Origin of the sequence: Methylobacterium marchantiae, from assembly GCF_042679825.1 — a bacterium.
GTDB lineage: Bacteria > Pseudomonadota > Alphaproteobacteria > Rhizobiales > Beijerinckiaceae > Methylobacterium > Methylobacterium marchantiae.
Map to the genome: position 1 here is coordinate 79899 of NZ_JBHTND010000003.1, position 14169 is coordinate 94067.

Consider the following 14169-nt stretch of genomic DNA (forward strand, 5'->3'; position numbering starts at 1 on the left):
GCGGAGGTCGCTTCGGCACGTGCAGGGCTGCGGCACCGTGATGCGACGTCGGCCGAGTGCAACGGCGAAGCCTGTAAAACAGTTCGGTCGTCGCCATTTCGTGATGGCCGCGTCGGTATCGGACGATCACCGCATCCTCCCCAAACCGATAAGCTGTTCCTCGCAAGCGAGACGAAATCGATGCCGTTCGCCTTTCCGCGCTTCCTTCATCCGATCCTTCCCAAAGCGTGGCGCGTGCAAAAACCGATCGTCGCGGTCATCCGCCTCAGCGGCGTGATCGGCGCCGTGTCGCCGTTGCGGTCGGGCCTGTCCATGGCGACGGTGGCGTCGAGCCTGGAGAGCGGCTTCGGGATGACCGGGGCGTCGGCGGTGGCGCTGGTGATCAACTCGCCGGGAGGATCTCCGGCGCAGTCTCACCTCATTCACCGACGCATCCGCGCACTGGCCGTGGAGAAGAAACTGCCCGTCTACGCCTTCGTCGAGGATGTCGCGGCGTCCGGCGGCTACATGATCGCCTGTGCGGCCGACGAGATCATCGCCGATCCGACCTCGCTGATCGGATCGATCGGAGTGGTCTCGGCGGGGTTCGGCTTCGACAAGCTGATCGAGCGGATCGGCATCGAGCGTCGTGTCCATACCCAGGGCGAGGCCAAGGCGATGCTTGACCCGTTCCGGCCGGAGAACGCGGAGGACATCGTCCGGCTGAAGGCGATCCAGGCCGACGTGCAGGACCTCTTCACATCGCTCGTGAACGAGCGGAGGCCTGCCGTCAGGGCCGGCAGCGAGAACCTGTTCACCGGTGCGGTCTGGACCGGGCGCCAGGCGCTTCCCCTCGGGCTCGTCGATGCCTTGGGAGATGCGCGCGCGACGCTGCGGGCCCGCTTCGGCGAGGACGTGGTGTTGAAGGTGGTGGCGGAGAAGCAGGGCTCTTTCGTCGCCCGTCTCCTGCGCAGGGCGGTTCCGGGCTCGACGATGGCCGGTCTTGCCGGCGAATCCCTTGCCGGCGAAGCCCTTGCCGCGGTCGAGGAGCGGGCCGCCTGGGCCCGCTACGGGCTGTGATGCCTCAGCGGGTCGCGATCGTGCAGGCCGGGGCCGGAGCGCCGTAGCCCGAATAGACCACGCGCACCTTGCGGGTGCAGGTTTCGGCGACGACGGGGGCCGGCACGGCGGCCACTTCGATCGGCGTCACAATGGCGGGCATCGCGACGATGTCGCTCTTGTCGGTGGTCGCCAGGGCGTTCGAGGCACCGACGACGAACGGGGTCGCTGCGAGCGATGCTGCGAAAAGTGCGGCGAAGACAGTGATCGACTTGCGCATGGTCCGATGTCCGCAATGTTCGCCGGTCGTTTCCGATCCGGCTGATCCCTTGATTTGTGCTAAGAACTTGCAGCAAGCGGGACAGTTCCGGCGATAAATCCAATCGTGGCGGAAATGTGTGCCGCTGCGCACTCCCACTCCGTTGGCGCCTTGGCTTCGGCGCCTTGGCTTGACACCGCAGGCCCGCCTCTTAAACGCTGCCGCCCTTTCCTGCGGACCGGAAGTTTCCCCATGTCGAGCGCACACGCCTTGCCAAGCGATCGAGCCTCGCCGAGCGCTGTCGATCTCGCGCCGAAAACCTCGTTCCAGGGCCTGATCCTGACGCTGCAGAACTTCTGGGCCGCTCAGGGCTGCGTGATCCTCCAGCCCTACGACATGGAGGTGGGTGCCGGCACGTTCCATCCGGCGACGACCCTGCGTGCGCTGGGGCCGAAGCCGTGGAAGGCGGCCTATGTCCAACCTTCGCGGCGGCCGAAGGACGGGCGCTATGGCGAGAACCCGAACCGGCTTCAGCATTATTATCAGTTCCAGGTGATCCTGAAGCCGAACCCGCCGAACCTGCAGGAACTCTACCTCGCTTCCCTCGACGCCATCGGCGTCGATCTCAAGCTCCACGACATCCGCTTCGTCGAGGACGATTGGGAGAGCCCGACGCTGGGCGCCTGGGGCCTGGGCTGGGAATGCTGGTGCGACGGCATGGAAGTGAGCCAGTTCACCTATTTCCAGCAGGTCGCTGGCTTCGAATGCGCGCCGGTGGCCGGCGAACTCACCTACGGTCTCGAGCGCCTCGCCATGTACGTGCAGGGCGTCGAGAACGTCTACGACCTGAACTTCAACGGCGGTATCGGTGCCGACAAGGTCACTTACGGCGACGTCTTCCTCCAGGCCGAGCAGGAATATTCGCGCCATAATTTCGAGGCCGCCGATACGGCGATGCTCTTTCGCCAGTTCACCGACGCGGAGAAGGCCTGCCGCACCTATCTCGACGCCGGCGCGCCCGAAGGTGAATCGGGGCGGCACAGGATGGCCCAGCCGGCCTACGACCAGTGCATCAAGGCGAGTCACGTCTTCAATCTGCTCGACGCCCGCGGCGTCATCTCGGTGACCGAGCGCCAGAGCTACATCCTGCGGGTGCGGGAACTGGCGAAGGCCTGCGGCGCGGCGTGGCTGAAGACGGAGGGCGGCGGCGCGAGTTGAGCGGAAGCGCTGCTACCCTCGCGCGCCTTCCGGCGCCCGGCATCGCTTGCATCAAATGCCCGGTCATTCTCATCGCTTCACACGGTGATCGGCGGTCGCGACATTTGCACTGACGATATCCTGAACATCATTTCGGACGCTACCTGACCCCATGCCTGATCTCCTCCTCGAACTGCGCTCCGAAGAGATTCCCGCCCGCATGCAGCGGCGTGCGGCCGAGGACCTGCGGAAGCTCGTCACCGACGCTCTGGTGGAGCGCGGCTTCCTCTACGAGGGCGCCAAGGCCTTCTCGACGCCGCGCCGTCTCGCCCTGCACGTGGCCGGCCTGCCGCCCCGCGGCAAGGATGTGCGCGAAGAGCGCAAGGGCCCCCGCGTCGGTGCGCCGGAGGGAGCCGTCCAGGGCTTCCTGAAGAGCGCGGGGCTGGCGAGCCTCGACCAGGCGACCATCGTCACCGATCCGAAGAAGGGCGAGTTCTACGTCGCCGTGATCGAGCGGCCCGGCCGCGATACGCTGGATGTGCTGGCCGAGACTCTGCCCGCCATCATCAAGAGTTTCCCCTGGCCGAAATCGATGCGCTGGGGCGCGGCCTCCGCGCAGCCGGGCTCCCTGCGCTGGGTGCGCCCGCTGCAATCCATCGTGGCGACCTTCGGCCCCGAGACGGAGACGCCGGAGGTAGTGCCCTTCTCCGTCGACGGGATCGCGGCCGGCACCACCACCTACGGCCACCGCTTCCTGGCGCCCGAGGCCATCGAGGTGCGCCGCTTCGACGATTACGTCCAGGCGCTCGAGCGCGCCAACGTCGTGCTCGATCCCGAGCGCCGCAAGGACATCATCCTGCACGATGCCCGCGACCTCGCCTTCGCGCGCGGCCTCGAACTCGTGGAGGACGAAGGCCTCCTCGACGAGGTCGCCGGCCTCGTGGAATGGCCGGTGGTGCTGCTCGGCACCTTCGATCCGAGCTTCCTGGACATCCCGGCCGAGGCGATCCGCGCCACCATCCGGGCCAACCAGAAGTGCTTCGTGCTGCGCGAGTCCGGCTCGGACACCCTGGCTCCCGCCTTCATTCTGGTCTCGAACCTCGTGGCCAGCGACGGCGGCATCGCGATCACCGGTGGCAACGAGCGCGTGGTCCGCGCCCGCCTCTCGGACGCGAAGTTCTTCTGGGAGACCGACAAGGCGATCCGGCTCGAAGACCGCCTGCCGAAGCTCGACAGCATCGTCTTCCACGAGAAGCTCGGCACGCAGGGCGAGCGGGTGCAGCGCATCGCGGCGCTGGCACGAGAACTGGCGCCGCTCGTCGGTGCCGACCCGGACCTCGCGGAGCGGGCCGCGCGCCTCGCCAAGGCCGATCTCGTCACCGAGATGGTCGGTGAGTTTCCCGAGTTGCAGGGGCTGATGGGACGCAAATACGCTGCACTTCAGGGCGAGCACCCGAGCGTCGCGGCGGCCGTGGAGGAGCATTACAAGCCGGTGGGGCCGAGTGACCGCGTGCCGACTGATCCGGTTTCCGTAGCTGTAGCGCTGGCGGACAAGCTCGATACGCTCGTTGGGTTTTGGGCAATTGAAGAGAAGCCTACTGGAAGCAAGGATCCCTATGCTTTGCGGCGGGCAGCACTCGGCGTAGTACGCTTAGCTCTTGAGAATGAATGCCGCATTAATCTGATTAGTATTCTGCGACTTGCATCAGTTCCACAGATTCACCGAATGGGATTAAAGTTCTTTACACCGTTGGCAGATGCTTTATCGACCCTAAAAAATTTCGACTTTGAAAGTTTCAAGTCGGGATTTTTGAAAAATGTCTATGATGACGTTAATGACGAAGTAGCGCGTGCTAGTGCGTTTTCGAGAATAAATGACAGTATCACGAGCCTTTTAATTTTCTTCGCCGACCGCCTCAAAGTCTACCTCCGCGACCAAGGCGCCCGCCACGATCTGATCGACGCCGTCTTCGCCCTGCCCGGCCAGGACGATCTCCTCATGGTCGTGCGCCGCGTCGAGGCCTTGGGCCAGTTCCTGGAGACCGACGACGGGAAAAACCTGCTCGCGGGCTACAAGCGCGCGGCCAACATCCTGCGGATCGAGGAGAAGAAGGACGGCCGTTCCTACGAGGCCGAACCGGACCGTGCGGCGATCGCTGCCTCCGGCGAGCCGGAGGAGCAGGCCCTGTCCGAGGCTCTGGTGGCCGCGCGTGCATCCGCTTCGGCGGCCGTCGCGGCGGAGGATTTTTCGGGGGCCATGCGGGCGCTCTCGACCCTGCGCGCGCCGGTGGACGCCTTCTTCGACAAGGTCATCGTCAATGCGGACGATCCGGCCTTGCGCGAGAACCGCCTCGCCCTGCTCAACGCCCTGCGGGCCGCCACCCGCGAGGTCGCGGATTTCTCGAAGATCGAGGGATAGCCCTGCACGCGGAGCGAACGGGAGAATTCGGCAATTCAGGATCGATGACGGGAACGGTCCAGCTCGCCCCGCCGTTGGGGCGCATGGTTCCGAAGGAGATCTCCATGCGTCAATCGATCCTCACCACCGCCGCGTTGCTGACCCTCTTCGGCGCCTCGGCAGTCCAGGCCCAGACCACGATCATCGAGCGTGAGACGCCCGAGCGCATCATCGTCGAGCGGCCGGAATCCGAGACCCGCACCGTCGAGACCCGTGAGACGCGCGATGGCTGCCGCGTGAAATCGGTGACCCGCGAGAACGAAGAGGGCGACCGCAAGACCGTGACCCGCGAGTCCTGCGACTGAACGCCGTCTGCCGAGCATGATGCCGGAGCCGTGAAGCGAGGCCCGGTCTCTACGCACTTCAAGCCGCCTTTTGTGGTGGCGGCGGTCGCTCTGGATCCCGGGTTCGCCTTACGGCGCCCCGGGAACTTTGGAGCAGATGTAGCGAACTCTGAGCGTCCGGCGCTCGCTCTTTGCCTTTGGACGGTTACAGCGTCTTCTCGTAGCGCCAGGCTTCCATCCCATCCTCGTAGTAATCTTCGAGAATGCCGAAGCGGGTGTAGCCGTGGCGGTCATAAAGGCGGATTCCGGCGCCGTTGTCGGCCCTGACCTCCAACCGTAACCGTTCGCAGCCGTGCTTCTTCGAATCGGCTTCCGCGGCTTCGAGCATGATGCTGCCGAGGCCCTGTCCGCTCCGTGCGGGAGAGACCGCGATCGATGAGAGCCGGGCGTTGCGGCTCCCTTTCCGGCGCTCGAGGGTTGCTGCCGCCACGAGCACGGCGGGATCGTCCGCGTCCAATGCCACCAGAAGCGACATCGACGGCGAGCCGATGGCGTGGCGGATCGCCCGGCGCTCGGCCCTGTCGCCGGCGAAGGCCGCATGTTCGAGGGCGACGAGGGCATCGAGGTCGCCCAACGACGCCGGTCGGATCGTCACGGAGGGCACGTAAGCCGAAGGATGCGGGCGCGTGCTCACGCTGCGGTCCAGGGATAGACCCAGGTCTCCGACAGCGCCCGGCCGCCGGCCCTGAGGAAGGCGCGGAGATCCGTCGATTGCCCGGAGGCGTCGAGCGTCACGTCGAGCGCCGCCCGCAGGCCGCCGGTATGAGGATTTGGAGCGATCGAGGTCGCGGTGATGCGACCCTGCGAGGTCGCCGCCACAACCTCCACCTTCGCCGGATCGCTCAGGTAATAGGACAGGTCGCCCCCGGCGAAATCGATGAGGAAGCGGCGGCTGAGAGCGCCCTTCGCCTCCTCGGCCTTCGCCGTGCCGCTGGCGATGGCGGCGGCGGTGAAAGTGTTCACCACGCGTGCGCCGGGATGCAGGTCGAGGCCGGAGCCGATCGCCCGCACGCGGTATGACAGGCGCACCGGCTCGCCGGCCGGATAGGGCTGGCTCGGGCGCCAATAGGCGACGATGTTGTCGTTGGTTTCGGTGTCGGTGGGCAGTTCCATCAGCGTCACCGCGCCCTCTCCCCAGGCACCGTCGGGTTCGACGAAGTAGCCGGGCCGGCGGTGGTAGGAGGCTTCGAGATCCTGATAGGTCTCGAAGGCGCGGTCGCGCTGCATCAGCCCGAACCCCTTCGGATCACGGTCGGCGAAGGACGAGATGCGGCGCCCGGCTGGATTGTCGAGGGGGCGCCAGAGCCATTCGCCCGACCCCGCCGCGATCTGGAGTCCATCGGAATCGTGGAGTTCCGGCCGATAATCGTCCGAGTGATGACGGTCGTTCTCGCCGATGAAGAACATCGAGGTGAGCGGCGCGAGGCCCACCGAGGGAAGCGCGACGCGCGGGATCAGGGTCGAGCGGACCGAGACGCTGGTCTCGTCGCCGGGCTTCACCGTGAAGGCGAAGGCGCCCGTCACCGACGGGCTGTCGAGGAGAGCGTGGATGAGGAGCGCGTCGTCGTCCTTCTCCGGCATCGTCACCCAGAACTCGCGGAAGACCGGGAATTCCTCCGGGCCGCCCTGCCCCTCGACGTTCAGGGCGAGGCCACGGGCCGACAGGCCGTAGAGCTGTTCGCGCCCGAGGAAGCGGTAGTAGCTGGCGCCGAGGAAGACGATGAGCTCATCGAGGAGGTTCGGCTTGTTGAGGAAACTGTGGAAGCGCAGGCCGGCAAATCCGAGATCCACCGGCAGCGGCTTGTCGAGCTTCGTCCGCCCCATGTCGAACAGGCTCGACTGGTAGGCGATCGGCGTCGCGATCCCGCGCCGCACGAGGTTCACCGTCACCGGCCGGGTGTAGAGGAATCCGAGATGGAAGAGCTGCAGCCGGAACGGGCTGCCCTCCGTGCCGAAGAAGGCCTTGTCCGGGCGAAAGCGGATGTCGCGCCAGGCATCGTAATCGAGCTTGGCTATGGGCGCCGGCAAGGCCGGGACGCGGGCATCGTAGGGGGTCTTGGCGAGGTCGGCGGCGCGCCGTTCCACATCCTCGAAGGCGAAGGATTTCGGGGGGCGTCCCTCCTGCGCCACCGATGCGGTGCCGGCGACGGACAGGGCGGCGATCCCGGTGAGAAGCGCGCGGCGGGTGGGCTCGGTCATGTTCCTGCGCTCTGGTCGGTATTGAGAGACGATCGGGCTCAACCCGCCCGGTCCCATCCACCTCATCCTGAGGTGCCCGCCGAGGCCTTCGCTGCGCTCCGGCACGTCAGGATGAGGGGGTGGATTGAATCGGTTCGATCGGCATGAAAACCGCTCGCTCAATGGCCCGTTCGTCGCGCCTTGGAAAGGGCCTCCGAACCGGAGTGAGACTTCCGGGTCACAATGTCGGGAAACGGCCGGGTTTCAGGCCGCCCTGGGCTCGTTTTTCCTTGTTGTGGAGACGCCCGGCACGTATATGCGCCTTGCCCAATTTCGCACGTGCCTGTGGCCGCGTGTCGGTTGGTGGGCATCCGGCCAACTGCCGGACAGCCGCCAGGGGTCTTAAAGGATCGATGGTCGATAGGGTGGATTCCCTCCGGCCGGCATCCAGGTGGCAACACCGGACCCCGACAACAACCGGCAGCCGGAGGCGAAACCGGCGAACCCCGCTCTCCACGGGGGACGCAGCTTAAAGCAACGACGAACGGGCTTTTTTGGTCTCGTCGGCCCTCCAAAGGCCGGCACCGAAGAGGCTTGTTTCTCTTTGCCCGGCGTGCGGTGGGGATTCCCCTTCCAATCCACGGCAGCTTCCGGGTGCTGATGCGCCCGCGGTCGACGATGTGTCTCCAAAGCACGTCGCGCATCGCGTCGCATCGCCCCAGACGCCGGACGGCTGATCGCCGTCCAAGTATTCGACAGCGCGCCCCACGGACGGGCGCTCGCGAACCTGTGGGTTGGAACGACCATGACCGATCGTATCCGCGACTTTCTGCGCGCTCGCCGCGACATGGGCCAGGACGAAGGCCCGGTGATGGTGCTCGACCTCGACGTCGTGCGCGACAACTACACCGCCTTCGCCCGCGCCCTGCCCGATACCCGCGTGTTCTATGCGGTGAAGGCCAACCCGGCGCCGGAAGTTCTGCGTCTCCTCGCCGAGATGGGCTCCTGCTTCGATACCGCCTCCGTGGTCGAGGTCGAGATGGCGCTCGCCTCCGGCGCCACCGCCGACCGGATCTCCTTCGGCAACACCATCAAGAAGGAGCGCTGCATCGCCCGTGCGCTGAAGCTCGGCGTGCGCCTGTTCGCCGTCGATTGCGAGGCCGAGGTCGAGAAGATCGTCCGTGCGGCCGATGCGGTCGGAATCGAGGCCGACGAGGTCCAGGTCTTCTGCCGCATCCTCTGCGACGGAGCCGGTGCCGAATGGCCGCTTTCGCGCAAGTTCGGCTGCGTGCCGGAAATGGCCGTCGACGTCCTGGAGCATGCCTACCGACAGGGCCTGCACGCCTACGGTGTCTCGTTCCATGTGGGCTCGCAGCAGGGCAATACGGAAGCCTGGGACGGGGCGCTCGCCTCCGCCTCGGCGATCTTCCGCGAATGCGCCGACCGCGGCATCGCTTTGTCCATGGTCAATCTCGGCGGCGGCTTCCCCACCAAGTATCTCAAGGCGGTGCCGGGCGTGGAATCCTACGGCGACGCGATCTTCCGCGCGCTTACCAAGCATTTCGGCAATCAGCTGCCCGAGACCATCATCGAGCCGGGCCGCGGCATGGTCGGCAATGCCGGCATGATCGAGGCCGAGGTGATCCTCGTCTCGAGGAAGTCCGATGCCGAGGACGAGATCCGCTGGGTCTATCTCGACATCGGCAAGTTCGGTGGACTGGCCGAGACCATGGACGAGTCGATCCGCTACGCCATCCGAACCGATCACGACGAGGACCGTATGGCTCCCTGCGTGCTCGCCGGCCCGACCTGCGATTCGGCCGACGTTCTCTACGAGAAGGCGCCCTACCCGCTGCCGATCTCCCTCTCCATCGGCGACAAGGTGCTGATCGAGGGCGCCGGTGCCTACACCACCACCTACGCTGCGGTGGCGTTCAACGGTTTCCCGCCGCTTCAGCAATACGTCATCTAAGCTCGGCTAAGAGATCGAGACGCGAGGCGACCGGGCGGCATCCTAGCTGCCCGGCACCGATACTCGACTATTGCGAGCCTGGGCGGCGAGCGTGAAACGCGATGCCGTGCAGGCTGTTGAATCACCCGCCGGAACCTGGGAGAGGGCTTGGCCTTGATCGAGATTCGTGATGAGCGCCCGAGCGATGTCGCAGCACGAGAGATGCTGCTCGATACGTGCTTCGGCCCGGCGCGATTCCTCAAGACGTCGGAGCGCCTCCGCGAAGGACGACTGCCGGCCATCGGTCTGTCGCTCGTCGCCGAGCTGAACGGCCGTGTCGTCGGTACCGTTCGTCTCTGGCATGTGGAGGCGGGACATGCCCGGCCGGCCCTGTTGCTCGGGCCCCTCGCCGTCGATCCGCTGCTTCAGGGCCATGGCCTCGGCAGCACGCTGATGTGGGCGTCCATCGGGCGGGCTCGCGCGCTCGGCCATGGTGCCATCACGCTGATCGGGGATGCGCCGTATTACGCCCGCTTCGGCTTTTACGGCGCGCTGATGGATGGTCTGTCCATGCCGGGGCCGTTCGAACGGTCACGGCTTCTCGGCCTCAACCTGCGCAAGGGTGCCCTCGACGGCGCCGCCGGCATCCTCTCCGCAAGCGGCCTCCTCGACGAGGCGGCCGGTCTTCGGACGGCGGATGAACGACGACGGGCGGCTTGAGGATCAGACGGCGGTGACGATCGCCTGATCGCAGCGGCGGCGGAACGCGGCATCGTGCTGACGCCGGATGGCGCGGACCAGGGCGGCGGTGAGGGTTATGACGCCGGGGTCGCGGTCGATCGGCTCTTCGACGGGGGCCGGGGTGTTGGAGACGAACAGGGACAGCATGGGAAATCCATCGTTCGGCGTTCGAGCGTTTCCTGTGTTTTCAGATCTTCCGTCTTTGTTGCACTGCAATATCGGCCTTCCCATCCACATCGGCAACGGCGCGCGGTGGGAAGGCGACCTGCGTCTGTTTCATGCGTCGAAGAAACATATTCTTAAGGTCTCAGGAGTTCGCCCGCAGGCAATCTGCGACGCGGGCGCGGCGATGCGGTTGACCGCGCGCGCTCAACCCGCCACTAGCCCGTCGCCTGACCGTCATTTCCGCCGACTAAGGACGTGCTTCGCTCGTTGAGTTCGAGCGAGGCCGAGAAGAAGGATTGCCCGCATGACCGAAGCCGCCACCTCCTGGCCCGTCCATGGCCGCATCAGCGGTCCGATCGTGATGATCGGCTTCGGCTCGATCGGTCGCGGCACCCTTCCGCTCATCGAGCGCCATTTCGAGTACGACAAGACCCGCTTCACCGTGGTCGAGCCTTCGGACGCTCACAAGGCGCTTGCCGACGAGCATGGCCTGCGCTTCGAGCAGGTGGCGCTGACGAAGGAGAATTACCGCGAGATCCTCACTCCGCTCCTCACGGAGGGCGGTGGCCAGGGCTTCTGCGTCAACGTCTCGGTCGACACCTATTCCCGCGCGATCATGGAACTGTGTCGCGAACTCGGCGCCTTCTACATCGATACCGTGGCCGAGCCCTGGCCGGGCTTCTACTTCGACAAGTCGAAGAGCCAGGGTGACCGTACCAACTATGCCCTGCGCCAGGACATCCTCGACGCGCGCGCCGCCAGCCCGGGTGGCACCACGGCGGTGTCCTGCTGCGGCGCCAACCCCGGCATGGTGTCGTGGTTCGTGAAGCAGGGCCTCCTCAACGTCGCCTCCGATCTCGGCCTGACCACCCCCGAGCCGAAGACCCGCGACGAATGGGCGGCGCTGATGCGCGAAGTCGGCGTCAAGGGCGTCCACATCGCCGAGCGCGACACCCAGCGCGCCAAGGACCCCAAGCCCATGGATGTCTTCGTCAACACCTGGTCGGTGGAAGGCTTCGTCTCGGAGGGCAATCAGCCGGCCGAGCTCGGATGGGGCACCCACGAGACCTGGCGCCCGGACAACGCCCGCGACCAGGAGAAGGGCTCGCGCTGCGCCATCTACCTGCTCCAGCCCGGCGCCGACACTCGCGTGCGCTCCTGGACTCCCACGGCTCAGGGACAGTTCGGCTTCCTCGTGACCCATAACGAGGCCGTCTCGATCTCCGACTACTACACCGTGCTGGAAGGCGAGCGTGCGGCCTACCGTCCGACCTGCCATTACGCCTACCACCCCTGCAACGACGCCGTGCTCTCCCTCCACGAGATGTTCGGCAAGGCCGCCGCCGTGCAGGAGAAGCACCACATCCTCGACGAGAACGAGATCGTCGACGGCATCGACGAACTCGGCGTGCTGCTCTACGGCCACGAGAAGAACGCCTACTGGTTCGGCTCGCAGCTCTCCATCGAAGAGACCCGCCGCATCGCGCCCTACCAGAACGCCACCGGCCTTCAGGTGACCTCCGCCGTGCTCGCCGGAATGGTCTGGGCGCTGGAGAACCCCGAGGCCGGCATCGTCGAGGCGGACGAGATGGACTTCCGCCGCTGCCTCGAAGTGCAGATGCCGTATCTCGGCCCTGTCGTGGGGGTCTATACCGACTGGACCCCTCTGACCGGCCGCCCCGGCCTGTTCCCAGAGAATATCGACGAGAGCGACCCCTGGCAGTTCCGGAACGTGCTGGTTCAGGGCTGATGAAACATCCGGGCCGTCCGGTTTCATTCGGACGGCTCGAAGGCTTGCAGAGGCCGAGCTCGAGGTAGCGGACGGCTTGTCGGCGCGAGCCGTCGGTTTCGGGCCGTGCATGGATGTTGCAGGCGGCTGGCGGGATGTTAGCATCCCGTTCCGCACCGAGAGCATCCGCCATGGCCGTCGCCGCGCGCCGCGATCCCCACATGACCGTCGCCGCGTACCGCCCCAGGGGCGAGTGCCGGCCGGATGAGCATCGTGGGGAATTGCTCGATGGCGCGCCTGTCGCGGTGCTGCCCCCGCGCACGCGATATCAGACGATCGATGCGTGGGTGATCAAACGGCCGGGAGACCCGGCGGATCACAACGGCCGTCGCGCCCTGCCCGACTCTGGCAGGTTCGGCCTGGCCATCGACGATGTCGGGCCGATCCCAGGTGAGGTGGCCCGCAGCGTGCCGCCGCTTTCAGCCGATGACCCGGCGGATTCGATCCGCGTTGCCGAGGCTTCGTCCGATCGCACCGTGAAGCCTGACTGTGATCGTCGGACCTCCCTCATCGTGCCCCAGGACGAGGCCGGGATCGAAGTTCCTGATGGGGACGATGGTCACGATCTGCACGCCCGCGGCGGAACGATCGCCGCTCGCGATGTCTATACCGGCATATTCCGTTAAGCCTTCTCCGGAACTCCTCGATCCAGGTCCCGCCATTGCCCCATTTCGAAGATTTCTACGCCAACAAGCTCCGTGGTTCCCTCGGCGTCACCGATGCGGAATCCGTGCTCGACCTGCGTGGCAGCAACCGCCCGACGGCCGAAGCATCCCTGAACGACATGTTGGAACGCAGCCGCTTCGGCAAAGGCAAGACCGTCGCGATCCGCTTCGATCCGCCACCGGACGGGGGTGGAGAGACCCTGTTCCAGCCCATCGGCCGGCTACTGCTCGACGCCAAACGCAAGGGCATCGTCGACCGGCTACAGACCCTTCCGGCCGGAGATGGGCTCGGATTCTACGTGGCGCTGGCCGGCAAGGCGACCCGCTCCAGCGACTAGGACAGGGCATTTTTCGTCGGCAAAGAATACCGTCGCTTTGCGGGAGCGGTCTGCGGACTATCGGCGTTGGAGCTGGCACGGTCCATTCATCGCCTCAAGCGCCGGATTGCGTGCACGGGTCCGTTCCTGAAGGTCATTTCGTGACGCGTGTCGGCAGCAATACCATCGAGCGTCTCGCCCGCCTCGGTTTCGGTGCGCGAGGCGCAGTCTATTGCATCGTCGGTGGACTGGCGCTCCTCGCAGCCATCGGTTGGGGCGGCAGCACCGGCGACAGCGAGAGCGCGATCAGGTGGGTCTTCCTCGGCCCCTTCGGAGCGATCCTCGTCGGACTCATCGCGCTGGGCCTGTTCGGTTTCTCGCTGTGGAGGTTCGTCGAATCCATCACCGATGCGGATCGTCACGGCACGAATGCCAAGGGGCTCGCGGTGCGTGCGGCCCATTTCGGCAGCGGCATCGTCGCCGCCGGCCTCGGGTTCACCGCCGCCAGTCTCGCTTTGGGCCTTGGCCGGCGCGCCAGTGGCGGTGACGGAATGCAGGACTGGACGGCGTGGCTCCTGGCACGGCCTTTCGGTCCCTGGCTGGTCGGAGCGATCGGTCTCGGCATCGTCGCGGGTGGAATCGCCTTCCTCTTCAAGGCCGCCAAGGGCGACGTGACCGATCGGCTGGCCCTCGACGCGGCGCATTGCCGATGGGTCAAGCCGCTGGGGCAGTTCGGTTACGGGGCTCGCGGGATCGCATTCCTCATCATCGGCGGTCTCGTCATGGTGGCTGCCTGGTATCAAGCTTCGTCGGAGGTGAAGGGGCTTGCCGGCGCCTTTTCCACGCTACGGTCCCAGCCCTATGGCTCGATTCTCCTCGGCATCGTCGCGGCGGGACATCTCGCCTTCGGTATCTTCGGCCTGATCCAGGCGCGATACCGGCACATCGATGCGCCTGATCTCGACGAGACGGACGATGCGGTCATGCGCGCCGTACGGTCGTTGAACTGATGTCCCGCATCATGATCCGCCGGATGCGTTGACAGAAGGGTATCCGGTCGCCGATAC

13 protein-coding genes and 2 pseudogenes are annotated in these 14169 nt (G+C 66.1%); 11 read left to right on the forward strand and 4 right to left on the reverse strand.

Annotated elements, in window-relative coordinates; translation table 11 throughout:
* Positions 1-180: 180 nt before the first annotated feature.
* Entirely contained in the window at positions 181-1059 is an 879-nt protein-coding gene (locus ACFQ4G_RS03220) for a S49 family peptidase (protein WP_238203598.1), read from the forward strand.
* Between the two features lie 4 nt (positions 1060-1063).
* On the opposite strand, the gene ACFQ4G_RS03225 is transcribed toward ACFQ4G_RS03220, so the two are convergent.
* Positions 1064-1318: a hypothetical protein gene (locus tag ACFQ4G_RS03225; protein WP_238203596.1), complete on the reverse strand. Its 255-nt coding sequence runs from the start codon at positions 1316-1318 to the stop codon at positions 1064-1066.
* A gap of 231 nt (positions 1319-1549) precedes the next feature.
* On the opposite strand from ACFQ4G_RS03225, the gene ACFQ4G_RS03230 reads away from it, so the two are divergent.
* The 4 genes and pseudogenes from ACFQ4G_RS03230 to ACFQ4G_RS03245 all read left to right on the forward strand — a co-directional run bounded on the left by ACFQ4G_RS03230 (position 1550) and on the right by ACFQ4G_RS03245 (position 5257).
* Positions 1550-2515, forward strand: a complete 966-nt coding sequence (locus ACFQ4G_RS03230) for a glycine--tRNA ligase subunit alpha (protein ID WP_238203594.1) — start codon at positions 1550-1552, stop codon at positions 2513-2515.
* Between the two features lie 199 nt (positions 2516-2714).
* Positions 2715-4406: pseudogene (gene glyS, locus ACFQ4G_RS03235) on the forward strand (glycine--tRNA ligase subunit beta); the annotation flags it as partial.
* Positions 4380-4913 (forward strand): annotated as a pseudogene (locus tag ACFQ4G_RS03240) (DALR anticodon-binding domain-containing protein); the annotation flags it as partial. The pseudogenes glyS and ACFQ4G_RS03240, both read left to right, overlap by 27 nt.
* A 104-nt stretch (positions 4914-5017) precedes the next feature.
* Positions 5018-5257 carry a hypothetical protein gene (locus tag ACFQ4G_RS03245; protein ID WP_238203591.1) on the forward strand — a complete coding sequence of 80 codons (240 nt, stop codon included), beginning with the start codon at positions 5018-5020 and terminating at the stop codon, positions 5255-5257.
* 184 nt (positions 5258-5441) lie between these two features.
* Here the strand turns inward: ACFQ4G_RS03245 and ACFQ4G_RS03250 are convergent, their stop codons facing one another.
* Both ACFQ4G_RS03250 and ACFQ4G_RS03255 read right to left on the reverse strand, forming a co-directional pair.
* Positions 5442-5930, reverse strand: coding sequence for a GNAT family N-acetyltransferase (locus ACFQ4G_RS03250; RefSeq protein WP_238203589.1), 489 nt, complete (start codon positions 5928-5930; stop codon positions 5442-5444).
* Positions 5927-7495: a glucan biosynthesis protein G gene (locus ACFQ4G_RS03255; RefSeq protein WP_238203588.1), complete on the reverse strand. Its 1569-nt coding sequence runs from the start codon at positions 7493-7495 to the stop codon at positions 5927-5929. Before ACFQ4G_RS03255 ends, ACFQ4G_RS03250 begins: the two co-directional genes overlap by 4 nt.
* Positions 7496-8279: 784 nt before the next feature.
* Between ACFQ4G_RS03255 and ACFQ4G_RS03260 the strand changes: the two genes are divergently transcribed.
* Entirely contained in the window at positions 8280-9446 is a 1167-nt protein-coding gene (locus tag ACFQ4G_RS03260) for a type III PLP-dependent enzyme (RefSeq protein ID WP_238203586.1), read from the forward strand.
* 153 nt (positions 9447-9599) lie between these two features.
* The gene (locus ACFQ4G_RS03265; RefSeq protein ID WP_238203584.1) at positions 9600-10145 is read left to right on the forward strand and encodes a GNAT family N-acetyltransferase; all 546 of its coding nucleotides are present in this window, start codon (positions 9600-9602) and stop codon (positions 10143-10145) included.
* Positions 10146-10148: 3 nt separating this feature from the next.
* Here ACFQ4G_RS03265 and ACFQ4G_RS03270 read toward each other — a convergent pair whose 3' ends face one another.
* On the reverse strand, positions 10149-10313 hold the full coding sequence (locus tag ACFQ4G_RS03270; protein WP_238203582.1) for a hypothetical protein: 165 nt from the start codon (positions 10311-10313) through the stop codon (positions 10149-10151).
* A 322-nt stretch (positions 10314-10635) separates the two neighbouring features.
* Here ACFQ4G_RS03270 and ACFQ4G_RS03275 point away from each other — a divergent pair, with 322 nt between their 5' ends.
* The 4 genes from ACFQ4G_RS03275 (at position 10636) to ACFQ4G_RS03290 (ending at position 14112) form a co-directional block, all read left to right on the forward strand.
* Positions 10636-12081, forward strand: coding sequence for a homospermidine synthase (locus ACFQ4G_RS03275; RefSeq protein ID WP_238203580.1), 1446 nt, complete (start codon positions 10636-10638; stop codon positions 12079-12081).
* 170 nt (positions 12082-12251) lie between these two features.
* Positions 12252-12746: a Uma2 family endonuclease gene (locus tag ACFQ4G_RS03280; RefSeq protein WP_238203578.1), complete on the forward strand. Its 495-nt coding sequence runs from the start codon at positions 12252-12254 to the stop codon at positions 12744-12746.
* Between the two features lie 35 nt (positions 12747-12781).
* A complete protein-coding gene (locus ACFQ4G_RS03285; RefSeq protein WP_238203576.1) occupies positions 12782-13123 on the forward strand; it encodes a hypothetical protein in 342 nt (113 codons plus the stop codon).
* A gap of 140 nt (positions 13124-13263) precedes the next feature.
* The gene (locus ACFQ4G_RS03290; RefSeq protein ID WP_238203574.1) at positions 13264-14112 is read left to right on the forward strand and encodes a DUF1206 domain-containing protein; all 849 of its coding nucleotides are present in this window, start codon (positions 13264-13266) and stop codon (positions 14110-14112) included.
* The last annotated feature ends 57 nt before the right edge of the window (positions 14113-14169 follow it).

What these genes read in the sequence shown, in the direction of transcription:
- ACFQ4G_RS03220 (WP_238203598.1), top strand. Translation starts at nt 181, where the DNA reads ATGCCGTTCGCCTTTCCGCGCTTCCTTCATCCGATCCTTCCCAAAGCG.
- ACFQ4G_RS03225 (WP_238203596.1), bottom strand. Translation starts at nt 1,318, where the DNA reads ATGCGCAAGTCGATCACTGTCTTCGCCGCACTTTTCGCAGCATCGCTC.
- ACFQ4G_RS03230 (WP_238203594.1), top strand. Translation starts at nt 1,550, where the DNA reads ATGTCGAGCGCACACGCCTTGCCAAGCGATCGAGCCTCGCCGAGCGCT.
- ACFQ4G_RS03245 (WP_238203591.1), top strand. Translation starts at nt 5,018, where the DNA reads ATGCGTCAATCGATCCTCACCACCGCCGCGTTGCTGACCCTCTTCGGC.
- ACFQ4G_RS03255 (WP_238203588.1), bottom strand. Translation starts at nt 7,495, where the DNA reads ATGACCGAGCCCACCCGCCGCGCGCTTCTCACCGGGATCGCCGCCCTG.
- ACFQ4G_RS03260 (WP_238203586.1), top strand. Translation starts at nt 8,280, where the DNA reads ATGACCGATCGTATCCGCGACTTTCTGCGCGCTCGCCGCGACATGGGC.
- ACFQ4G_RS03270 (WP_238203582.1), bottom strand. Translation starts at nt 10,313, where the DNA reads ATGCTGTCCCTGTTCGTCTCCAACACCCCGGCCCCCGTCGAAGAGCCG.
- ACFQ4G_RS03275 (WP_238203580.1), top strand. Translation starts at nt 10,636, where the DNA reads ATGACCGAAGCCGCCACCTCCTGGCCCGTCCATGGCCGCATCAGCGGT.
- ACFQ4G_RS03280 (WP_238203578.1), top strand. Translation starts at nt 12,252, where the DNA reads ATGGCCGTCGCCGCGCGCCGCGATCCCCACATGACCGTCGCCGCGTAC.